15 protein-coding genes are annotated in these 22,105 nt (G+C 58.7%); 9 read left to right on the top strand and 6 right to left on the bottom strand.

Annotation, left to right across the window (positions count from 1 at the left end):
• Positions 1-59 precede the first annotated feature (59 nt).
• Complete coding sequence (gene pstB, locus LAP85_11950) at positions 60-851, top strand: phosphate ABC transporter ATP-binding protein PstB (GenBank protein ID MBZ5497108.1); 792 nt, start codon at positions 60-62, stop codon at positions 849-851.
• A gap of 24 nt (positions 852-875) precedes the next feature.
• Positions 876-1,538 carry a phosphate signaling complex protein PhoU gene (gene phoU, locus LAP85_11945; protein MBZ5497107.1) on the top strand — a complete coding sequence of 221 codons (663 nt, stop codon included), beginning with the start codon at positions 876-878 and terminating at the stop codon, positions 1,536-1,538.
• Positions 1,539-1,609: 71 nt separating this feature from the next.
• On the opposite strand, the gene LAP85_11940 is transcribed toward phoU, so the two are convergent.
• Positions 1,610-2,797, bottom strand: coding sequence for a glycosyltransferase (locus tag LAP85_11940; GenBank protein MBZ5497106.1), 1,188 nt, complete (start codon positions 2,795-2,797; stop codon positions 1,610-1,612).
• Positions 2,798-2,808: 11 nt separating this feature from the next.
• Complete coding sequence (locus tag LAP85_11935; protein MBZ5497105.1) at positions 2,809-3,984, bottom strand: radical SAM protein; 1,176 nt, start codon at positions 3,982-3,984, stop codon at positions 2,809-2,811.
• A gap of 175 nt (positions 3,985-4,159) precedes the next feature.
• Between LAP85_11935 and LAP85_11930 the strand changes: the two genes are divergently transcribed.
• Positions 4,160-4,339, top strand: coding sequence for a hypothetical protein (locus LAP85_11930; protein ID MBZ5497104.1), 180 nt, complete (start codon positions 4,160-4,162; stop codon positions 4,337-4,339).
• Positions 4,340-4,367: 28 nt separating this feature from the next.
• On the opposite strand, the gene LAP85_11925 is transcribed toward LAP85_11930, so the two are convergent.
• Both LAP85_11925 and leuS read right to left on the bottom strand, forming a co-directional pair.
• Positions 4,368-4,760, bottom strand: coding sequence for a response regulator (locus tag LAP85_11925; protein MBZ5497103.1), 393 nt, complete (start codon positions 4,758-4,760; stop codon positions 4,368-4,370).
• A gap of 495 nt (positions 4,761-5,255) precedes the next feature.
• Positions 5,256-8,078: a leucine--tRNA ligase gene (gene leuS / locus LAP85_11920; protein ID MBZ5497102.1), complete on the bottom strand. Its 2,823-nt coding sequence runs from the start codon at positions 8,076-8,078 to the stop codon at positions 5,256-5,258.
• A gap of 472 nt (positions 8,079-8,550) precedes the next feature.
• On the opposite strand from leuS, the gene LAP85_11915 reads away from it, so the two are divergent.
• From LAP85_11915 to LAP85_11895, 5 genes are all read left to right on the top strand, one after another.
• Positions 8,551-11,586, top strand: a complete 3,036-nt coding sequence (locus LAP85_11915; GenBank protein ID MBZ5497101.1) for a PAS domain S-box protein — start codon at positions 8,551-8,553, stop codon at positions 11,584-11,586.
• Between the two features lie 227 nt (positions 11,587-11,813).
• The gene (locus LAP85_11910; GenBank protein ID MBZ5497100.1) at positions 11,814-13,781 is read left to right on the top strand and encodes a dipeptidyl peptidase 3; all 1,968 of its coding nucleotides are present in this window, start codon (positions 11,814-11,816) and stop codon (positions 13,779-13,781) included.
• 99 nt (positions 13,782-13,880) lie between these two features.
• The gene (locus tag LAP85_11905) at positions 13,881-16,529 is read left to right on the top strand and encodes a hypothetical protein (protein MBZ5497099.1); all 2,649 of its coding nucleotides are present in this window, start codon (positions 13,881-13,883) and stop codon (positions 16,527-16,529) included.
• A 277-nt stretch (positions 16,530-16,806) separates the two neighbouring features.
• The gene (locus LAP85_11900) at positions 16,807-17,358 is read left to right on the top strand and encodes a DUF4398 domain-containing protein (GenBank protein MBZ5497098.1); all 552 of its coding nucleotides are present in this window, start codon (positions 16,807-16,809) and stop codon (positions 17,356-17,358) included.
• A 29-nt stretch (positions 17,359-17,387) separates the two neighbouring features.
• Positions 17,388-17,951 carry a hypothetical protein gene (locus LAP85_11895; GenBank protein MBZ5497097.1) on the top strand — a complete coding sequence of 188 codons (564 nt, stop codon included), beginning with the start codon at positions 17,388-17,390 and terminating at the stop codon, positions 17,949-17,951.
• A 42-nt stretch (positions 17,952-17,993) separates the two neighbouring features.
• Here the strand turns inward: LAP85_11895 and LAP85_11890 are convergent, their stop codons facing one another.
• Together LAP85_11890 and LAP85_11885 are read right to left on the bottom strand one after the other, a co-directional pair.
• Positions 17,994-19,820, bottom strand: a complete 1,827-nt coding sequence (locus LAP85_11890) for a CPBP family intramembrane metalloprotease (GenBank protein MBZ5497096.1) — start codon at positions 19,818-19,820, stop codon at positions 17,994-17,996.
• A 50-nt stretch (positions 19,821-19,870) separates the two neighbouring features.
• Positions 19,871-20,536, bottom strand: a complete 666-nt coding sequence (locus tag LAP85_11885; GenBank protein MBZ5497095.1) for an ABC transporter ATP-binding protein — start codon at positions 20,534-20,536, stop codon at positions 19,871-19,873.
• A gap of 154 nt (positions 20,537-20,690) precedes the next feature.
• Between LAP85_11885 and LAP85_11880 the strand changes: the two genes are divergently transcribed.
• Positions 20,691-22,085, top strand: coding sequence for an MBL fold metallo-hydrolase (locus LAP85_11880; protein MBZ5497094.1), 1,395 nt, complete (start codon positions 20,691-20,693; stop codon positions 22,083-22,085).
• The last annotated feature ends 20 nt before the right edge of the window (positions 22,086-22,105 follow it).

Genomic DNA, 22,105 nt, shown 5'->3' with positions numbered 1-22,105 from the left:
CCGTGACTCAACTTGGCGCAACGCAGACTCCCAGGAACTCCCATGATACGCGGATCATCATGACGACGAATCCTGCCAATGAACCCGAGGCCGACATCCAGGGACTTCCCAAGCTGAAGTCGTCGCACTTGAACTTCTATTATGGTGCTTATCAGGCAATTCATGACGTCAGCCTGGACATCCATGCCAACAGGATCACTGCATTCATTGGTCCTTCCGGATGCGGAAAATCGACGTTCCTGCGCGTTCTCAACCGCATGTACGAGACGGTCCGCAACACGCGCGTCGAGGGTGATGTGCTTCTCGACGGCGAAAACATCCTCGGCATCGAAGTGTCGCAACTGCGGTTGCGTGTAGGCATGGTGTTCCAGAAATCGAATCCGTTCCCGAAGTCGATTTTTGACAATGTCGCCTACGGTCTGAAAGTGAACGGGACCAGGCGCAAACCGGATCTCGAAGCAGCGGTAGTGCGCAGTCTGCAGCGGGCGGCGCTCTGGGACGAGGTGAAGGACAAGCTCCACAAGTCGGCGCATGAGCTTTCAGGCGGCCAGCAGCAACGGTTATGCATTGCCCGGGCGCTGGCCGTGAACCCGGAGGTGCTTCTCCTCGACGAGCCTTGTTCGGCACTTGACCCCATTGCTGCCGCCAAGATCGAGGAGCTGCTTTTCCGGATCAAGGACAGCTGCAGCATTGTGATCGTAACTCACAACATGCAGCAGGCCGCGCGGGTTGCCGATTACACCGGGTTTTTCCTGCTCGGCAAATTGATTGAATTTGACACGACCAAAATCATCTTCGAGCGGCCCAGGATCCAGGCCACCGAAGACTATATCACCGGCAGGTTCGGATAACCCCGGCCGGAGCAGGGAGGCACCTTGCGCCACTTTGACCGAGAGCTCGAGCAGCTCAAGTGCAAACTTCTTGAAATGAGTTCGCTTGTGGAGACGGCGATCCACCATAGCATCACGGCGGTGGTCCAGAAAGACCCGTCGCTTGCCGAGGATGTCTTGAAAAACGAGGCAAGGATCAATCAGATGGAAATCGAAATCGACGATCTTGCCATCAAGCTTCTGGCGCTGCAGCAGCCGATGGCCGTGGACCTGCGGCTGATTACGGCGGCTCTCAAAATCAACAACGACCTGGAGCGCATGGGCGACCTCGCCGTGAATATCGCCCAACGGGCCCTCGAGCTGATTCAGGAACCGGTCATCAAACCGCTGATTGATATACCTCACATAGGAGCGCTGGTGCAGTCCATGGTGCGGAAGGCCCTGGATTCGTTTGTTACCCGCGATGAACAGCTCGCCCGCAGCGTGCTGGCTTCCGATGATGCCGTCGATGATCTGCGAACCGCAAGCATCCACGAGCTGATCAGCTTCATGGAGCAAGCACCGAGAAACATACCTCAGGCGCTGAGCCTGCTCTCGGTGGTTCGCAATCTGGAACGGATTGCCGACCACTCCACCAACATCGCAGAGGACGTGCTCTTTTATGTAAAAGGCATCGACGTCCGTCACCACGCGGAAGTTCGCGAGTAGCCCGGTGAAGTGAAATGCCGGAGACCTGAAGTGCGGCCTGAGCTTGGGGATTCCCGATTCATGCCATCGAACTAGGCGCCTGCGCGCTCGGCCCTGATCAGGGAACCAGGGTGACGGATCTCGACCACCCGGCCCCCGCTCTTCACCTGGTAGCAGATGCCCCGCCACCTGATCTCGCGGCGCAGCCCGGCCGCCGCATGAGCCGCACAGAGGATCAACAGCGACACCGCGCTTGCGGCCAGCCACCGGACCGGCGGGCATGGCACGGGGTGCAGAAGCCGGATCTGGAGCAGGAGTACGGCCAGCACCGCGAGATCGAGCGCGGCCAGCAGCAGGACTGATGCCAGGCTCACCGTGCCCATCACTACCAGTACCGCCGCCGCACCCAAGGCGGCGATTTGCAGGAGGCCCCACAGGCCCATCAAGATCCAGCTGCCCGGAAAAATGAAGCGTATATACTGAAGCTGGCGCACCAGCCATTCAAACAAGTCGTGCAGATTCAATGTGGCCACCGACGTTTCCAGGCGCAACAGAGGCACGAGGAGAACCTTGACGCGGTGGGCTCTGAGAACGCGTGCCAGCGACACGTCATCCACCACCGAAGTGCGCCAGGTGTCCGCAACCTTCAGCCGTTCAAATGTCGGGCGCGAGATCGCCATGGCTCCGCCCCACGGCTGCCGTAACCCGGGCGCATTCTGGGTGACATGCATCATCTCGACACAGGCGGCGTAAATCCACGGCACGAATTTCCCATTCGCCGGTCTGACCGCATGATAACCGCTTGTCACCTCCGCCTCGCCGCGGCCGATCGGCGCCACCAGGCGATCCAGCCATCCGGCGGGGAACACGTGGCCCGCGTCCGCAAACACCAGCACCTCGGCGCGATCTCCGACCTCAGCCACCCCGGCCAACAGGTTGTGATTCTTCTGGCCGCACGCAGTCGCCGGACCGGCAAAAACACAGGTCGCGGCCGCTTTTCCCCGGATGGCCGCCTGGACCGCCGCGGCCGCCGGGTCTTCTGCATCCCGCAAGACCACCACCACCTCAAAGGACGAATGGGTCTGGTTCAGCAGCGAGTGAATCGATGCTTCAATCGGTTCGCCCAGCCCGGCAACCGGCACGATCACCGCCACGCGGCGACTGGGGGCAGAGGTGACCGGTGCGGGAATGGCCAGGATAGCACGTCGAGCGGCCCATACCAGCCCCGCAAGCGATCCGGCCAACGCTGCTATCAATCCCCACAGCATCCACTCGATCATGATCCCTCAGATCAATATCCCATCAGGCCGCAACAACGCGAACAGACCGGCATCAGCCCTTCGGTTGCGAGACTGCGCCGGAACGCAAGGTAGCGTTCAGAGTTCCACAATTCTGACAACGTGGTGGTCTTGACGTTGCCCACGACATAATCGTGGTAATCGCGGCAGGGGGACACATCACCGTTGCTGTTCACCTCTATCACCTGAAAGATGGAAATACACTGGTCGTAGCCGAACCGTTCCCGGTGGTTGGTGTAGTACGCCGCCAGCGCCTCTTCCCCGCGCAAGAATGGAATGAAGGTAACGGGTACTGCGCCCGGCTCGCGCGATCGTGACAGCAGGGCCTCGATCTGTCCGGCGAGGCCGGTGTGATCGTCGGCCTTCCATTGTCCGATCCATCCGCGGTGAAGCGTCGGCTTCGACCCGAACCGCCGCGAGAAATCCTGTTCGTGGGCCGCGGCATCCGCCTCGTCGATCCACCAGGAAAGGTAGAAAACGAACATGTCCACCCGCTCCCGGAACGTGTCATAGATGTCGATCAGATGGGCGCCATTCTCTCTCGAGATCGTCGTCAGCGAAGCGATCATCGGCAGCCCCGTCCGCCGCGTTCGCGCCTTGTGGACCGCCTCAAGACCCGATTCGATCGCCTGGAAGTTGTCTCCTCTGCCGGTGGCGGGACGAAGACGGTTGTGCAGATCCGCAGTATGGCCATCGATGGAGATTTGCAGAAGGAACAGCGGAGCACGGACCAGCTGTTCAGCCGCCGCGGCGACGCGTGTGCCGTTGGTGGCGATGGCCACGGGCAGCTGCAGGCGCGCGCCCGTCGCCACAAGCTCCAGAATGCCTGGATACAGCATGGGCTCTCCACCCCAGAAATACAGGATCGGCCGATGCCCGTGGGCAACCAGATCGGCAAACACCTGCTGGTAACGCGCGGGAGTCACCTCGTCCTGTTTCAGAGCCTTGGGATCATGCTGGAGCAGGAATCCGCCTTCCCCCCACTGGCCGCAGGTGCGGCACCGCAGGTTGCAGAGATCGGTGATCCGGATGCCTACCTGCCGGATCCGGCTCGCACGGCCTTCGGCCGACCGCGGGTACAGGGCGTCGAAAAACCACTTCTCCCCCTGCAATGCGGCCAGCCTGGCCGCAATCCAAGGATGTGCAGCCACCCGCAGGAAGTTCGCCATCAACACTCGAGGATCAATTGCGCTTCGTCTCACTGATGCACTCCGACACTCTTTTGTTATAAGGAATGGCCAGGATCGCTTTTTTATCGTGCTGAGAAACCCAAGCCGAATTTTGCCTCATTATATCCCGACTTTTGAGATTAGGGATATGGGATGCAGGTTTTGATGCGAGGGCGTGGACAGTTTGCGAGTTGCAGCCGTCGATCCCGGCTCCAACTCTTTTCACTTGCCGGTTGCCGAAATCTCCGGGCCGGCAACGTTTGGGACTGTGCTGCGGGAGAAGATGACCGTCCAGTGGGCGGTTTGGGGGAATATCTACCTGATGCCAAGGGCCGTCGCGGCTCTTGACCGGTAGTCAGGGCGGATTCCGGGCTGCGGATTGCTCAGGCTGCCTGTATGTGCTGCACGGCACCAAACACCGTACGCAGGAACTCCGTCCGCTCCGGAGGCTTGGCCAGCAGGTCATATGCCCCCAGGGCTAACACCTGGCTCCACAACATCTCGTCAGCGAGTCTGGACATGAAGATTACTTCGGCGCTCGGAGCTACTTGCTTTACGGCTGAAACAAGAACATCACAGGATCTCTTCGCAGGGTTCGAAAGGTCGATTACCACGGCGTTGAAAGGGGAGTGCTTCGTCAATGTGACTTCGAAAGGTTCAGACGGGGAAGTGAAAAAAACCCTGATCGAGGAATCCCGCAGATATTCCTTTATCATTTTTTGACCCTGCGGATCCGGGTCGCACACGAGCAACCGCAGTTGCTTTTCCTGATTCATCACTACCTCAAATCACAAAAGCCTCTCGGGGCCGGATTCGGGATCGACTCCCGAAACGGTGTGTCCTTGGGGCTGCTGTGCGGGGTCTACTCGATCGCCGGTTCTGCCGTGTCGGCAACAGCATACTTTCTGCGACCGTCACCAGGAAGTGCAGCCGAATATCCTAACATTAAACCTGTGCAGCACCCCAGTGTAACTAGGGAAAACCCTAGGTTTTCGAAAAAAGCCCTGATTGGAGGAAAGAGCGGAATTATTGTGATTACAATAATATATCGAACCATGGAAATTTCTGCGCGCGCATAGCCAGGAATGGAGCGGCTGCGCACCCTGGGGCGGTGTCCGCGAGCCGATGATCACATGTCCGGGGCGGTGTGAAGCAAGAATCAGACCATATTTTCCCGCAGATCCCTGAAAATCTCTGCCATTTCTTAAAGATTTTCATGATTTCTGCGGCTTGAATTTGCCGACCTCAATCAGAGAATTCAGATCACATGGTCAGTTGGCCACGATATTGATGAGTTTGCGCGGAACGATGATCACTTTCCTGACGGTGGCGCCCTCGATATGTTTTCGGATTTTAGCATCGGCCAGCGCGGCCCGTTCCAGCTCTTCCTTGTTTGCGGAGGAGGAGGCGACGAGCCGACTTCGCAAACGGCCGTTGATCTGAACCGGCAGCTCGATTGTGTCCTCGCGCGTGTAGTTTTCGTTGAAAGCCGGCCAGGCTTCGTAAGCCAGCGACGCCGCGTGTCCGAGCGCCTGCCAGAGTTCTTCAGCGAGATGCGGAGCGAGCGGAGCGAGCAGGAGGGCGAAGATTTCCATGCACGATAGCGGCCGATTCTCCTGGCCCGTGAAGAAATTGACGAATTCCATCAGGCGGCTGATCGCCGTATTGAAACGCAGACCGAGCATGTCTTCCGTGACCGCTTGTATCGTGCGGTGCAGGACGCGGAGTTGCTCCGCCGTGGGGTCCGCGCCGGGATTGTCCCCCGAGCGGATCCTGGAATTGAGCTGCAGCCCGTCGGCCGGTTCGTCGATGATCATGCGCCAGGCGCGGTTGAGAAAACGGCTGATCCCTTCCACTCCCTGCATGCTCCAGGGCTTGGTGGTTTCGAGCGGGCCCATGAACATCTCGTAGAGCCGCGTTGTGTCTGCTCCGTATTGTTGCAGCGGGACGTCTACGGGAATTACGTTTCCGCGCGCCTTGGACATTTTCTCGACTTCACCGGCGAGATCTTCGCCCGTCTCGGCGTGAACAGCCTTGCCTTCACCGAATCTTATCTGGGTGTAAGGGACGATCCTTCCTTCTTTGGTGCGATAGGTGATGGACAGGATCATGCCCTGATTGATCAGGCGCTTGAAGGGTTCCAGCGTCGAAACATAGCCGCGATCGAAGAGGACCTTGTGCCAGAATCTCGCATACAGAAGATGCAGGACAGCGTGTTCCGCGCCTCCCACATAGAGGTCAACCGGCATCCAGGAACGCTCCCGCTCGGGATCCCAGGCCGCCCGATCATTTTTCGGATCGCAGAAGCGCAGATAGTACCAGCAGGAACCGGCCCATTGCGGCATGGTGTTGGTTTCGCGGTGCAGCAACCGGCCGTTCTCAAACACGCGGATCCACTCGATGGCCTTCTCCAGAGGCCCCCCGGGGCGCCCGGTGGGCTCGAAATCATCGAGTTCAGGAAGCAGCACTGGGAGCTGGTCTTCCGCCACGGCTCTAGTGAGCCCGGTCGGCATTCCCTGGGCATCGACCTCATGTAGTATGGGGATGGGCTCGCCCCAGTAACGTTGCCTGCTGAAGAGCCAATTGCGCAGTTTGTATTTCACAGCCGCGCGGCCGAGGCTTTCCTTGGCCAGCCAGGAGGTAATGGTCTTCTTTGCTTCCGTCGTCGGCAACTCGTTCAGCGAGACTTCTGCATTCGCGGATTGCATGCCGTGACCGTCGTCCACGAAGGCGGCTGTCAATTCGGCGACCCGCTTCCCATATTCTGCTCGTGACGAGTTCATCTGGACCAGCCAGCCTTCGGGCGGCATGACTACGGCTCGAATTTCGAGGTTGAATCTCTTGGCGAAGTCGAAGTCCCGCTCATCGTGCCCCGGGACGCCCATGATTGCGCCGGTGCCGTAGCTGATGAGAACATAGTCGGCGATCCAGACCGGGATCCGCTCCCCCGTAGCAGGGTTGGTGGCATATCCGCCCGTAAAGATCCCGCTCTTCTCGCCGCGGCCCGCAATCCGGTCCTCCTCGCTCATGGCGGCGACGCGCCTGCGATATTCTTCCACCTCGTCGCGGCGCTCCGGCGTTGTCAGTTTTTCGACCAGCGGATGCTCGGGGGCGAGCACCATATAAGTTGCCCCGAAAAGGGTATCCGGCCGGGTGGTGTACACGCGAATTGCTGCGGGTTCGGCTGCTTCGGGGAAGAGGCTGCCGGCGCGGGCGGCGCGCCAGGCGGCGTAGGCCGGCCCGGGCTCGGCGGCGAAAAAGTCGACCTCGGCCCCTTCGCTCCGCCCCACCCAGTTGTGCTGCATCTCTTTGATCGGCTCCGGCCAGTCGAGCAGCGCCAAATCCTCGACCAACCGGTCCGCGTAGGCGGTTATGCGCAGGTTCCACTGTCTGAGAGGAATCCGCTGGACCGGGTAATCCCCTCGTTCCGAGCGGCCGTCGATGACTTCCTCATCCGCGAGCACCGTGCCCAAATCCGGGCACCAGTTCACGAGCGACTCCGCCTGATAGGCAAGCCGGAAGGAATCCCGGTACTTCCTCTCGGCGGCTTCCCCCTGCTTCCGGATCTCGGGAGGGATGGGCAGCTCGTCGATCGGGCGCCCTTTCCCACGCTGTTTGCTGCCGCCGGGCCCAACCCACTCCAGGTCAGGGTCGAACCATGTGTGGAAGAGAACCAGGAAGATCCACTGGGTCCAGCGCATGTATTCCGGATCCGTGGTCGCGAACTCGCGGTCCCAATCGTAACTGTAGCCCAGCCGCCTGATCTGGCGCCGGATGTTGGCGATGTTGCGCTCGGTTGTCACGCGCGGGTGGGTTCCGGTCTGGATGGCGTATTGCTCGGCAGGCAGCCCGAACGCGTCGTATCCTATCGGGTGCAGCACATTGTGGCCGCGCATGCGTTGAAACCGGCAGTACATGTCGGTTGCGGTGTATCCCTCCGGATGCCCCACGTGAAGCCCTTCGCCCGAAGGATAGGGAAACATATCCAGAACGTACAGCTTCTTTCCCGCCTGATCTACCGCACGAAATACCTTGTTCTGTTCCCAATACTCCTGCCACTTGGGCTCGATCCTGTGAGGATTATAAACAGGCATTCCTCCGTCCTCCGAAATGTGCCATTGATCCTACAAACCTTAGAGAATAGCGGTCTTTTACCAGCATTTAAAGTCTCAAGTACTGCAAATTCTGCGACCCGGATGCCGGGGAAACCAGTCGGCCACGAATAACACGGCGCGGTTTAGCCGCATCGAAAAAATCTCAAGGCAGAATTCGCCGAGATTACAGAGGCCGTAGCATCACAATTGCTCCGAATGGATCGACAGACGTACGGTTGTGAATGGATAAGGTGGGAGGCCCGATCGGTTCGCGCGGTTCTTGTATCACCTGGCCGCAATGGCGCGCAATCAGAACCGGTTCGGAAGTGCTTATTTCGGAAAACACATAGGAATTTTCGCGTTTTTCGCGTGTGATTTGATTTTTCTGTAATCTTAACTTTTCAAAGGTCGGCGGACGATGTATAGAAGACATACACCGGGCTGGACAGATCGCCAACAGGAGGTCATCCGCATGACGACAGCCAGAATTGAGGATATTGAGGCCAGATATCGGCTGCTCGTGGAGTACTCGAATGACCTGATAATAATCTTCAACCGTGAAGGCTTGTGCCTTTTTATCTCGCCCGCCTGCCGGACGATGATGGGCTACGACCCGGAGGCGCTGGTCGGGCGGTTCGTATATGAGTTCGTCCACTCAGAGGACGTCGACCTGCTCCGGCAGTGCCACAGGGACATTCTCGAGACGGCCAAGGCACAGAGCATCCGATGCCGGGTGCTTCATCGGAACGGCACATATCTCTGGACCGAGACATCAGCGCGCCTGGTTCCCGGCTCGGGAGCGGATTTGGGGAATGAGGTCGTCGCCATCTGCAGGGATGTCAGCGACCAGGTGCGTAGCGAAGGTGATCTCCGGAAAGCGTTGGAATACTGCAAGCAGCTGATCGAGACCGCCAACGTGATGATTGTCGGTCTGGACAGCACCGGCTGCGTGGAGTTGTTCAACGAGACAGCCGAGAGGATCACCGGCTACCAAAGAGAAGAGGTTGCAGGCCGGAATTGGTTCGAAACCCTGGTGCCGAAGGAGAGATATCCGGAAGTCCGTCAGACATTCGAGGGATTGCAGGCGGGGGATCTCCGGCAGAAGAGTGTATTTGCCAACCCGATCCTGACCAATTCGGGAGAAGAGCGGTTTATCAACTGGCAGAACAGCCGGCTGCAAAGAGACGGCAGGTTTGAGGGAACCATCTCCTTTGGTGTCGACGTTACCGAACGCATACTGGCCGAAAATGCGCTGCGCGAATCGGAACACCAGTGGCGCACCCTGGTTGAGCAATCCTGCGATCCCATTTACGTCATGCAATTGAATCCGCTGCAGCTGTTGTTGGTCAATCCTGCCTGGGAGCGTCTCCTTGGCTATTCCAGCGCTGAAGCCACATCGCCGGGGTTCGACTACGTGTCGATTGTAGCTCCGGACAGCCGGCCGCTCATCCTGGATCGTGCGGCCAAACGGGAAAAGGCACTGCCGCTGACTCCCATCTATGAGTTTCGGGCGCGTGCCCGCGACGGCCGCATCCTGGAACTCGAGGCGAGTGTCACGCAGATAATGTGGCACGGCAAACCGGCCCTTCAAGGCATGTACCGGGACATTACGGCCCATAAAGAAGCAGAGAGGAAGCTGCGCCTGTCCGATCAGATTCTGCACAGAGTTGGGGCGCTCGTTGTGGCCGCCGACTCGACCGGGCGGATTACCTATGTGGGCCCGTCGGTAAAGGAGATTCTGGGCCACGAGCCCGCAGAACTCCTGGGGGAGGGCTGGTGGAATCTGACGCACAGCGAACCTGAGACGCGCGGGCGCCGTCGAGAGCGCGTGGCAGGCATCGCACGAGGAGAGGTGCCGGTTCCGAAGGCACCCTATGAGCAATTGATGCGCCAGCGTGACGGTAATTCCCGCTGGATCCTGTGGCACGACACCGTGGGCTCGGACGGCCAGGTGATCGGCGTGGGGCAAGACATCACGGAGCTTAAGCGCGCGGAGGAGCAACTGCATAAAGTAATGCGCGCCGTCGAGCAAAGTCCGATATCCGTGGCCATTACGGACACTCAGGGGCGCATCCAGTATGTCAATCCCAAGCTGATCGAAATCACCGGATTTTCGGTCGAGGAAGTGGTCGGCAACACGACCCAGATCCTGGAATCTGGAGACATGCCGCGGGAGGAATACCGGGCACTCTGGGAAACGATCCGAAGCGGGCGGGAGTGGACCGGTGAATTGCACAGCAAGCGCAAAAATGGTGAGCTCTTCTGGGAGCATGCGACGATCGCGCCCATCAAGAATGCGCAGGGCGAGATCACCCATTTTGTCGCGATCAAAGAGGACATCACGTTGCGCAAGAACCTGGAGCAGCAACTCCGTCAGGCCCAGAAGATGGAAGCGGTGGGAAGGCTGGCCGGCGGGATCGCCCATGACTTCAACAATCTGCTGACTGCCATCAACGGCTACAGCGAGCTTATTCTCAACAGTCTCGAGGACGCCGATCCATTGCGGAAGGATATCGGAGAGATCAAAAAGGCGGGCGATCGCGCCGCCAGCCTGACGCGGCAACTCCTGGCATTCAGCCGCAAGCAGGTGCTGCGGCCGAGAGTGCTCGACCTCAACGCAGTCCTCGCCGACATCGACGAACTCATTCGTCGGCTGACTCGGGAAGACATCGAGCTCGTTACTTCCCTGCAGCCTGATCTGGGGTGCGTGAAGGCCGATCCGGGACAAATCGAGCAGGTGATTTTGAATCTCGCCATCAACGCGCGTGATGCCATGCCTCATGGCGGCAAGCTCGTGATCCGGACTGCAAATGTCCGCGCGGACAAAATCGATACGCACGAGCACCCCGGAATGCGGCCGGGTCCGTATGTCCTGCTGGCTATGAGTGATACCGGCTGCGGCATGGATGCCGAAACCCTGGCCCAGATCTTTGACCCCTTCTTTACCACCAAAGATGTGGGGAAGGGCACAGGCCTCGGGCTCTCGACCGCCTACGGAATCATCAAACAGAGCGGCGGATATATATACGCTGCCAGCGAGCCCGGCAGAGGCGCCACCTTCGAGGTCTACCTCCCGGAAGTCGATCGTGCTGTGGAGGCAGATGCCGCTGGAGCCCAGGAGGCTCCGAAGACCGACGGACAAGAGACGATCTTGCTGGTCGAAGATGATGATGCGGTGCGCTCCCTCAGCGCAAAGATCCTGCGCCGGTGCGGCTATACGGTACTCGAAGCCGCCTCCGGAAAAAGTGCGCTCTCGATCGTGAAGCGACACCATGGGACCATCCAGCTGCTGATTACAGACATTGTCATGCCCAGGATGGGCGGCAACGAACTCGTGCAGCAACTGGTTCCGCTCAGGCCTGAAATGAAAGTCATCTACCTGTCGGGATACACCGACGATGCCGTGGTTTTGCGCCGTCTGCAAGAGACCAGTGCCGCGTTTCTGCTTAAGCCGTTTTCTCCTTCTGCGCTGGCACGCAAAGTGGTCGAGGTGCTCCATCAAGCCTGATTTTGGATTGCGCAATTTAAAATCCAGCTTCCGCAATTTAGAACCGGAAAATTCCCTCCTGCTTCTGCCATTTGATACAATGCTCCCTCCTTTGCGCAAAATTTCTTTTCGGAGGGCACCCGCAGATGATGCGCAGGATGCCGCTACTATTGTTGTTTTTTTCCTGCGCGCTGGTTGTCTCCTGCAGTTCACGTGGAGCGTTGCAAATAGAGAAAGTGGAGAGGGCTGTGAGTGGAAAACGAATGGTGGGTGAACTCGAACGCCTCGGAAAGGCTGGCCAGGATTTTATCGTGCTGGGGGTGGATGCGCCTGGATTCGATCAACTCACACTCCAACGAAAACTGTTGGCCTACTACCTCTATCGAGCGGCCATCGCAGGGCATACCCTTGCCGATCAGCAAAACCACCGATATGCGCTCGAGATCCGTACCCTGCTGGAGACCATTTACCTCAGCTCCCACGGGATGAAAGCCCGGATCCGTGCGGCCGTACTCGACTATCTCAAGTACATCTGGATCAACCACGGACCATATGATCACGATGCCCACGTCAAGACGTTGCCGAACGACCTGACCTGCCAAATGCTTCAACAGGCAGCGGAGTACGCTCAGGCGCGGGGCGCGAAATTCGAGCTGGCACGGGGAGAGACGTTGCAGGCCAAGCTGGAGCGCCTGCGCCCCACCATCTTCGATCCGAACTTCGAACCGGTCATGACGAATCAGAAAAAGGGCGACGACATCATCGCCACCAGCTCGGTGAATCTCTATGACCGGGGACTAACCCAGAGGCACATTGATGCCCTGCCGCCTGAATGGCAGCAACGCCTCAACGTGCGTTTCGGCTTTACGGGTGGCAAGGTGCTGCCGCAGGTCTACCAGATCGGCGGTCTGTACGGCGAGGACCTCTCGACCATCAACCACTTTCTCAAGCTGGCTCTGCCGTATGCGGAAAGCGATGAGCAGCGGCGGGGGATCGGGTCACTCATCGATTACTACAAGACGGGCGATGAAGAAAAGTTCCGGCAATATTCCGTCGACTGGCTGCGGTCCAATACCACGATCGATTATCTGAACGGATTCATTGAAAGCTACATGGACCCGCGCGGTGTCATCGGACAGTTCGAGGCGAATGTGAGCCTCGTTTCCGACTCGACCTTGATCGACCGGCTGGCTGAAAACGCGCTCTACTTCGAAAGGAAGATGCCTTGGCCTGACATCTATAAGCTGGACAAGATCCAAAAGCCGGTAGCGAACGTGGTGAACGTCATCGTCGAAACCGGAGACAGCGGGCCGACTTCGCCCGCGGCCTACAACCTGCCTAACTATAATGACCTGCGACGCGACTACGGCAGCAAGAACGTTATCCTGCTGAACATCGAGGAAGCCAGGTCCGAAAAGATCCGCGAACTCACAATCAATGAATTCTACCTGCCCGAATACCGTGATCTGGTCCGGACCTCGGGTGACCGAGCGCGGCAGTGGGAAGTCTACATGCACGAGGTGATCGGTCACGGGTCAGGAAAGCCTGCGGCCGGCCTGAAAGCGGACCCGGCCGTCGCCATCGGCCGGGCGTACTCGTCGCTCGAGGAGTGCCGCGCCGACCTGGTCGCTCTCTACCATGCAGGGGATCCGAAGCTGGCTGAGATCGGGGCCTTCAAGAAAGAGGAGCAGGCCGACATGGTTCGCGCCATGTACATTTCCTACCTCCAGGGGCAGATGAATCGATATCGGATGTATGAGGATGACTACGTCCGGGAGGCGCACCAACGGGGCAATCAACTGGTCATGGGGTATCTGCTGGAGGGGGGCGAGAAGGGGAGCCAGGACTACGGCACCAGGGTGATCAATAAAGACGGGAACTTCTATGTCCAGTTGGTAGACCACGACAAGGCTCACAAAGGGGTTGGGGATCTGTTGCGCCTGCTGCAAGTTATCAAGGCCAAAGGCGATGCTGCAGCCGCTACGCAGATCTTCGACCGCTTCGGCACCCGAGTGAACCCGGAGTGGCGCAAGAATGTCCGGGAACGCTCGGCCAGGCTGAAGATCCCCAACAAGTCGGCGATCGTTTTCCCGCGCCTCGATCCTGTGGTCGAGGGGAACGAGATCAAGGACGTGCGGCTTTTTGTAGATGAGGATCTGGCCACGCAGCAGCTGCGCATGTCGCGTTTGCGTTTCAATAAGAAGATCCCGGAGTAACGACAATATCAGACCGCGAAGGCCTCGAGGACCGGCGAGACTATGGATGAGCCTCTTCGGAGTCACTGAAGCCCTCGTGGATCGCATCGGAGGTGGTTCATGGGTGTCACACGCAAATCAACCGCTTGGTTGTCGATCTTTGTAGCTGTTGTCATATCCGGCGCTCTTGCCTTCGGGCAGTCGCTTCAGACGCCGGCGCAGTTCTTCGGCCATGCCGTTGGAGCGGATAAAAAGCTCGTACGCTGGGATAAGCAGCTCGAATACTTCCAGGCGATTGCAAAGCGCTCCGACCGCGTGCTTTTCAAGGAGGTCGGCAAGACGACCAACAACAATCCCTTTGTGCTTCTGGTGATCTCTTCGCCCGCCAATCTGAAAAACATCGAGCGCTACAAGCAGATCAATCGGAGGCTGTTCGATCCCAGGACGATTGCCTCGGACAAAGAGGCCCAGGATCTGGTTCAGCAGGCGCGGATCTTCGTCCTGGTTACCTGCAGCATTCATGCCACCGAGATCGGTGCCAACCAGATGACGCCCGAAGCTGTTTACCGGCTGGCCACCGAGAAAACGCCCGAGATCCAGTCGATTCTGGACAATGTGATTTTCCTCCTTGTGCCGAGCCTCAACCCCGATGGCCAGATCATGGTCATCGACTGGTACAACAAAAACCTCGGCACACCTTATGAAAACTCCCAAATGCCCTGGCTCTACCATCCGTACGTCGGGCACGACAACAACCGCGACGCTTACATGTTTACCCAAAAGGAGACCCAGCTCATTGGCAACATCCTGTACCGGGAATGGCTTCCTGAGGTCTGGCTGGACGAGCACCAGATGGGAGGAAACGGAGCCCGAATATTCGTCATGCCGGCGAGCGATCCGATCAATCCGAACGTCGATCCGTTGATCTACCGCAATACCGGGTTGCTGGGATTCGCGCAGGGTGCGGCTCTCGAGCGTGCCGGCAAAGAAGGGATCGTCTACGGAGAGTCGTACACGTACTGGTGGGAAGGAGCCATGGCATGGGCGGGTTGGTGGCACAACATGCTGGGCTTGCTCACGGAAGTGGCTTCCGCGAATCTAGCCACTCCAATCGAACAGCTCAGGGCGCAGCCCGGACAGACGCCGCCCGCCGGCGGCGGCGGGGGACGCGGGGGTCGTGGCTCAGGCGGTCCGCAGCCTCCGCCCAACGACCTGCAATTCCGCGCGAACTACCCGCGCCCGTGGTTGGGAGGCCGCTGGACGCTGCGCGACATCGTGGATTACGATGAGATTGCCACCTTCGGGCTTCTTCAGACCACGGCCAATCTTCGCACCCAGCTCCTCGATGGACTCTATATCGCGGGCAAGCGGCAGATCGAAACGGGGAAGAAAGGGGATCCTTACGCGATTGTGGTTCCGCGCGATCAGTCCGACCAGCCCACAGTCGTGAAGTTGCTGCAGACACTGGCCATGGGCGGCGTGGAAGTGCACCAGGCACAGGCCGCCTTCTCGGCCGACGACGTCAGCTATCCGGCGGGCACATATGTGATCCTGCTGGCGCAGCCCTTCCGCGCTTATGCCAAAGATATGCTCGAAGCCCAGGTATACCCCAAAATCTCGCCTGCGCCGGGCGTGTCGCCACGGCCGCCTTATGATGTGGCAGGCTGGTCTCTCGGCATGCAAATGGGTGTCAACACCATTTTCGTCAAAAAGCCCTTCGATGCGAACCTCAGGAAAATGGACGCCATCGGGCTGCCGGCGGGGCAGATCACAGGCCAAGGCTCGGCGTATGTGCTGAGTCATGAACCCAACAACAGCCTCGTGGCAGTCAACCGCCTGCTCAAAGGTGGTTATCAGGTGTCCTGGCTGACCGCGCCCGCTACGGTGGGCGGGAAGAGCTGTCCGGCCGGCACCATCATTGTGCGCGGAGGCAGTGATCTGGCCTCCACCATGGCAGGGCTGACCAAGTCGCTCGGCATTGATGCCATGGCGGCGGATGTTCCCGCCAGCCTGGCGGCGATGCGCATCCGCAGCCCGCGTACCGCGCTTTACCAACCATGGGGCGGCGGCAACATGGATGAAGGCTGGACCCGATGGCTGCTGGAGCAGAACGACTTCCCGTTCGTGACCGTGCATCCGGAGGATCTGCGTAATGGAAATCCCTCCGAGAAGTTCGACGTCATCCTCTTCCCCGATGTGGCTGCCCAGCAGATCATAAACGGTGCGACCGGACAAAACGTCCCGGAACAGTATCGAGGCGGCATCGGTGAGTCCGGTCTGAAGGCACTGCAAGCCTTCATCGAAGGCGGCGGCAGCGTGATTACGATCGGCCGGAGTTCGACCCTCCTGATTGACAGGTTTGCGGCTCCCTACAAAGACGGTTTGCAGGGGCTGAAGCGGGAAGAGTTCTTCTGCCCGGGTTCGGTGCTCCGTGTTCTGGTAGACAATACCCACCCGATCGGCTATGGACTGAAGGAAGACATAGACTCCTATTTTACGAACTCGATGGCTCTGGAAGCGGCTCCATCTTCCACCATGCAAGCCACCAGCGTGGTACGCTATCCGAACGAAAAGATTCTACGAAGCGGCTGGCTGCAAGGAGAGTCCTTTCTCGCCAACAAGGTGGCGGTAGCGGAGGTGAAGCTGGGCAAGGGCCGGATGGTGCTGATGCCCTTGAAAGTGCAGCAGCGCGCCCAGCCTTATGCTACCTTCAAACTGCTCTTCAATGCCATTCTGACCTCCGCCATCGATTCATCCCAAAATCGGTAACAGGTCCGCGAAAAGGAGGCATTCCGGATTTCCGCTCACGACAGGGGCGGTGGTCAGATGGCGCCGAAAACTCGGGATGCCCCCGTTCCGGCCAATTTAGCAGTTTGACTTTTTTGCGCGGCCGGTGTGAAATAGAGGCGTTAAGCAGTCACTATTCCTTGCATTATCTCACACAGGCTCAAGAGCAGCGCCGGTAGAGATTTCTTGCCATCCCGGCGTGATACTACGAGGTTTCAAGTGCCGTGCGGACATCCCGCCGGACTCTGCGGAGGCCACAATGAAGCACTCGCATGTTTTTCTCCTTTCGATGATTGTTCCCTTGGCGTTCTTTGTTTTTGGCTGCTCCGGGCAGCCGTCGCAAATGTTCCTCTTGACCCAGGACGCCAGAAACCAGGCTACCGCCGAACATGCCGACCAGTTTGCCCCGGATTTTTGGAATCCGGCGGAGCAGGCCTGGCAAGAAGCCAATCGCAAAATTGACGCCAAGAGTTATGGAGAAGCGGACAGATTGCTATTGAAGGCCAAAACCAACTTCGTGAAAGCCCGGGATGTCGCTAAGAGCAAACGTGAGGTCGCCGTTAATTATATCAATTCCATGAAGGAAACCATCACCATAAGGCTCAAGAGTGATTTGAAGGACAATCCTGCGGCCGGCAAGCTTTCGCCTGCCCGCAAGAAGGAATTCGATGCTGCCATAAAGCAGATCGAAGACAGCGTCGCCAAGGTGACCGAGCAGGTCCAGAACGGGCAATATGCCGAGGCCAAATATCTCGTTGATAAGACCGTGAGGGAAGTCTGGGACACTCAACAGGAATTCTTTAAAAAGTAGATCCTGAATTGAGGGACGCGGAGGCAACTATGAACAACTCATTTCGTATTCTGACCACCGCTTGTGTTTTTCTCGTTCTCTTGTGCTATGCCTGCGCTTCACGACCTGATGAACAGATCAAGCTTGCAGCCGACGCAATGAATCAGGCAATGGAGCAGCGTGCCGAACAGTACGCCCCCGGCGAGTGGAAGAGCGCCAAAGAAGCCTGGGACCAGGCTCAGGATCGCCTGGCAAAACAGCAATATGCCTCCGCCGCCACCTCTTTCATTACCGCCAAAGCCCGTCTCACAAAGGCCAGGGACATCGCCAAGGCCGAGCGGGCATCGATGCAGAAACAGGTCCAAGACCTGCAGGCGGGGATCGCGACCAACTATGCCGCCTTCAAAGCTGCCGTGACTCCCGCCCGGCTGGCAGGTGCGGCCAAAAAGGAGTTTCAGGCTGCATGTGATGATGTCGACAAGCGAATCAAGATTGTCGACGACGGGATGAACCAGGGAGATTTTATCGGGGCGAAGAGAGAAGCGCAGAAAACCCTGCAGGCAATCGAATACTTCCAGAAGAAGCTGCTGGGAGGGGCAACCAGAGCCCGCTGAGACAAAGTCGGAACCGGACGCTCGTTTGCGCGGATGGCTGGTTCAGATGAGCGCCGGGATGAGCAAGCAGGCGCAATGGATCAGGATCGGGGGCAGGAGGCTGCCGGAGCGTTCGCGCGCGATTCCGCAGAAAATGCCGAACAGAACCGCGGCGATGCCGGTCACCAGGCCCGTCGGCACAGTGGAAGCCTGGAAGGGAACCAGCGTCCAGAACGCGTAGACTACGCTCGATATCGCCACGGGCCACGACACATACCAGCGCCCGCCGGTCTTCTGAGTCGCAAAGACCTGGGCCAGGATCCCGTGCACCGTCCCTCGAAAGAGCAACTCCGCCGAGACAGCGAACACCAGGATCGTGAGCATCTTGCCGCCGGTCGCACAGTTCAGCAAGGTCGGGCCCGGTGAGAATGCCGCCGTGAACCACTCACCCCCTGCCAGGCTGGCGATCGCCGCGCCCGGGACAAGATACAGCCAGTCAAAACCCGAGGGGAGGCGCAATCCATATTCGCCCCACTTGTCCCATGGCAGCAGCAAGACGGCAAGATTCAAGCTCCCCAGCACTGCAGCGTAGAGGCCCGTTCTTTCCACGAATACATCTGCCAGCGCAGGGAACGGCCGGCGCAGAAACCCGTGCAGCGCTATGACACTCACGGCAGCGATCAAAACAATCAGGCTGGCAGCAAGCGCCTGTACTATGCTTGCCGCGGTATGGGCGCGACTGGGCCTCCGGAATGGCGTGCCACAAATTTCGATGATCTGCTCGGCGGCCAAGCCTGAGCCCGTAAGGCGCGGCGAGCCGCCGATTTCCTCCGAACCGCCCCAACGATTGCCGGAGCGGGGCCCTCCCACTGCCGGATCCGTCGCGTTGAGCCTCTCATAGATCGCTTCCAGACTGACCGGAAGAAAGTGGTTGACACGCCGCAACGTGTAGGCTGAATCGTCCTTCTGCAGCAGGATGATTCCCAGGCGTTCTCCGTGAAGGCGGCGCAGGTGCTGCTCCACTTCGTAGATCCCGGCCTCAGACCGGCAGGCGATGACCAGCCAATGATCTGCGATTGTGGCATGCGCCAATTCCTGGACTTCCAGTGTTTTTTCGAAATCCAGAGACGAGTAGACCAGGTTGTCGATCTCGCGCAGCACCTCGAGTGTATAGCTCAGGTAATCGACATCGTGCCACCGCCCCTCGCGTTTCAGTTCCACCTCGCGCGCGCGCAGACGTTCGAGCTGGGCGAAGGTGTCGAGGTACAGTCTGGGTGGGAAGGCGACCAACTCCTGCATTTCCAGACCATGCGCGTCGATGGCACCCTGCAGGCGCACGAGCGGCATGACGGTCTGCCGGAACACCGGATTCTCATCGTTCAGGCGGATGTGGTTGAGCAGGACCCAGATTGCGAGCACGGTGTCGAGATCCGGCTCGTTTGCATAAATCGTCCAATCGCGCTTGCGCAAGTCAAGTCCCATGCGCACCAGAACCATGGCCTGCTCGCACGTGGCCAGCGTGAAGTCTCGCACGCAGCCCTCATGATGGTCGAGGTTGAACACCTGTTTCTCGCTGTCGATAAACGGCTCGGCTTGCGCGGCCCCGTCGAGGAAGATCGACCCTGGGGGTGATTTGCGCGCTGCCGCCGCATTGACGCTGGAGCCTCGCTCCACGCGCACCTCAAGAGTGGGCGCTTCCACGCACACGAGTACGCGGCCTTTCTCCTGCTCTCTGATCGCATATCGTTCCGGCAACCCGCCGGGCCGTTCTCCCTGGGCGCCCGGCATGGAGGATTTCAGAACTCCGCCTGCGGCATCTGCCAGGCGCCGCGGACCCCGCTTGCTTTCCCCGAGACCAGCAACCTCGTCGCCGACGTCAGACTTTTTCATGCAGTGATTGTACCAGCAGTTGGCATCTGGCAATAAGTAGTGGGCACCGCCTACTGGCTTACGATCCATCCGTCCGATAATTGTATGATTTTGGAGCCGTAGGAGGCGTTCCTTTCCGAATGGGTCACCTGGATGATCGTTGTCCCCTCGTCATTGAGCTTCCTGAAGAGATCCATGATCTCTTTGCCCTGACTGGAGTGCAGATTTCCTGTGGGTTCATCTGCCAGAATCACCTTGGGGCTGGCAATGACGGCCCGGGCGACCGCGACCAGTTGCTGCTGCCCGCCGGAGAGTTGGGTGGGATATAGGTCTTTTTTGCCCACGATCTGGAACCGGTCCAGCACGTCGCACACGAGGCTTTCCCGCTCCTTCCTGGCGAGGTTACGATAGGAGAGGGGAAGATCCAGGTTTTCATAAACCGTCAGGTTATCCAGCAGGTGATAGCTCTGGAACACGAATCCGATGTTACGCTTGTGCAGATCGGCCCGCTCCTTCTGTTTGAGCTTGTGCACGGGAACGTCCGTAAAGTAATACTCCCCGTTCCACGCACTATCGTACATTCCCAGGATGTGCAGAAGCGTGGACTTGCCGGCTCCTGACGGACCCATGATGGATATAAACTCGCCTTCCTTCACATTCAGGTCGATGCGGCGCAGCACCCAGGTTTTTGTGATACCGTGTTCAAAATATTTTTCGACGTTCTGCAGCTTGATCATGGCAGCTTAATGCTCCGAATAGGTATCGGAGTTTATCACTTCGTTGCTGCTTCCTACAACCTCAGGATGTCGGTTTGCGCGTGCTTGACAACAAAGGGGGAATCCCACAGACTCTGCCACGTTTCACCGCGCGTCCTGATACGAAAGGAAGATCATGGCTTACCTCCAGTTTATCGGCGGATCTCAGACCGTAACCGGATCCAAATACCTTGTTGACACGGGCAAAACACGTTTTCTGATGGATTGCGGCATGTTTCAAGGCTCCAAGGAATTGCGGCTGCGCAACTGGGACAAGCTTCCAGTCCAGCCCTCAACCCTCGATCACATTTTCCTGACGCATGCCCACATCGATCACATCGGCATGCTGCCTGTGTATGTACGGGAAGGCTATCAGGGGCCTGCCTGGAGCACCCCGGAAACGCTGGAGCTCACCGAAATCAACCTGGCCGACGCCGCGCACCTCCAGGAAGAGGACGCGCGGTTTGCCAACAAAAAGGGCTTTAGCAAACACAAGCCCGCCCTCCCGCTTTACACGCTGCAGGATGCCGAGCGCTGCGTGCCGCACCTGCGTCCTCTGGAATACGGCAAACCACTCCAGCTTTCCGATGGTTCGCGTGTCCAGTTCCACGATGCCGGGCATGTTCTGGGATCGGCGATTGTGGAAGTGCAAGTGGCGGCCGGAGACGGCAACTGCACATCGATCGTGTTTTCCGGAGATCTGGGGCGCTACCACGCACTCATCGATACCGATCCATTTGCGGTCGAACGCACGGACTATCTCCTGGTTGAATCCACGTACGGGAACCGAAGGCATCCCCAGGAGGATGCTCCCCACGAACTCGCAGAGGTCATCAATAACACCGCCCGACGAGGCGGCTCCCTCGTGGTGCCCGCCTTCGCTTTGGCCCGGACCCAGATCCTGCTTTACACCATCCGGGACCTGAAAGCCAAAGGGATCATTCCTGACCTGCCGGTGTATGTCGACAGCCCGATGGCGATCTCAGTGACCGAGCTTTATTGCCGGCATATTGAAGACCTCAGCGCGGAGGCACGCGAGGTCTTCAGGGCTACCGGGAAATGCCCCATTCTGTGCCCGAATCTCCAATTCGTCCATACGCCCCAGGAATCTCAGGAGCTCAACAGCCTGCACTATCCCTGCATCATCATCTCGGCCAGCGGCATGGCCACAGGCGGTCGCGTGCTGCATCACCTCAAATACCGGCTGCCCGATGCGCGCAATACGATCCTATTCGTGGGCTTCCAAGCCTATGGCACGCGCGGGCAGATTCTCAAAGATGGGGCCCGGGAGATCAAAATCCACGGGGAGCAGATCCCGGTACGCGCGCAGATCCATGCCATCGAATCATTCTCGCGCCACGCGGATTCGGCTGAGATTTTGCGCTGGCTGGGCAGCTTCCGGGAGCCGCCAAAGCACACGTACGTTGTTCACGGTGAGGCTGAATCCAGCGCGGCGCTGGCGGAAGCTATTCGCAAGCTCGGCTGGAAAGTCAGCGTGCCCGAGTACCTCAGCACGGTCAAAATAAAATGAGCAGAAGGTCATGGAATGCG

The organism is Terriglobia bacterium (assembly GCA_020072565.1).
Lineage (GTDB): Bacteria > Acidobacteriota > UBA6911 > UBA6911 > UBA6911 > JAFNAG01.
Note: the sequence above shows the minus strand (reverse complement) of the source record. Positions and strands in the feature narration are given on the sequence as shown.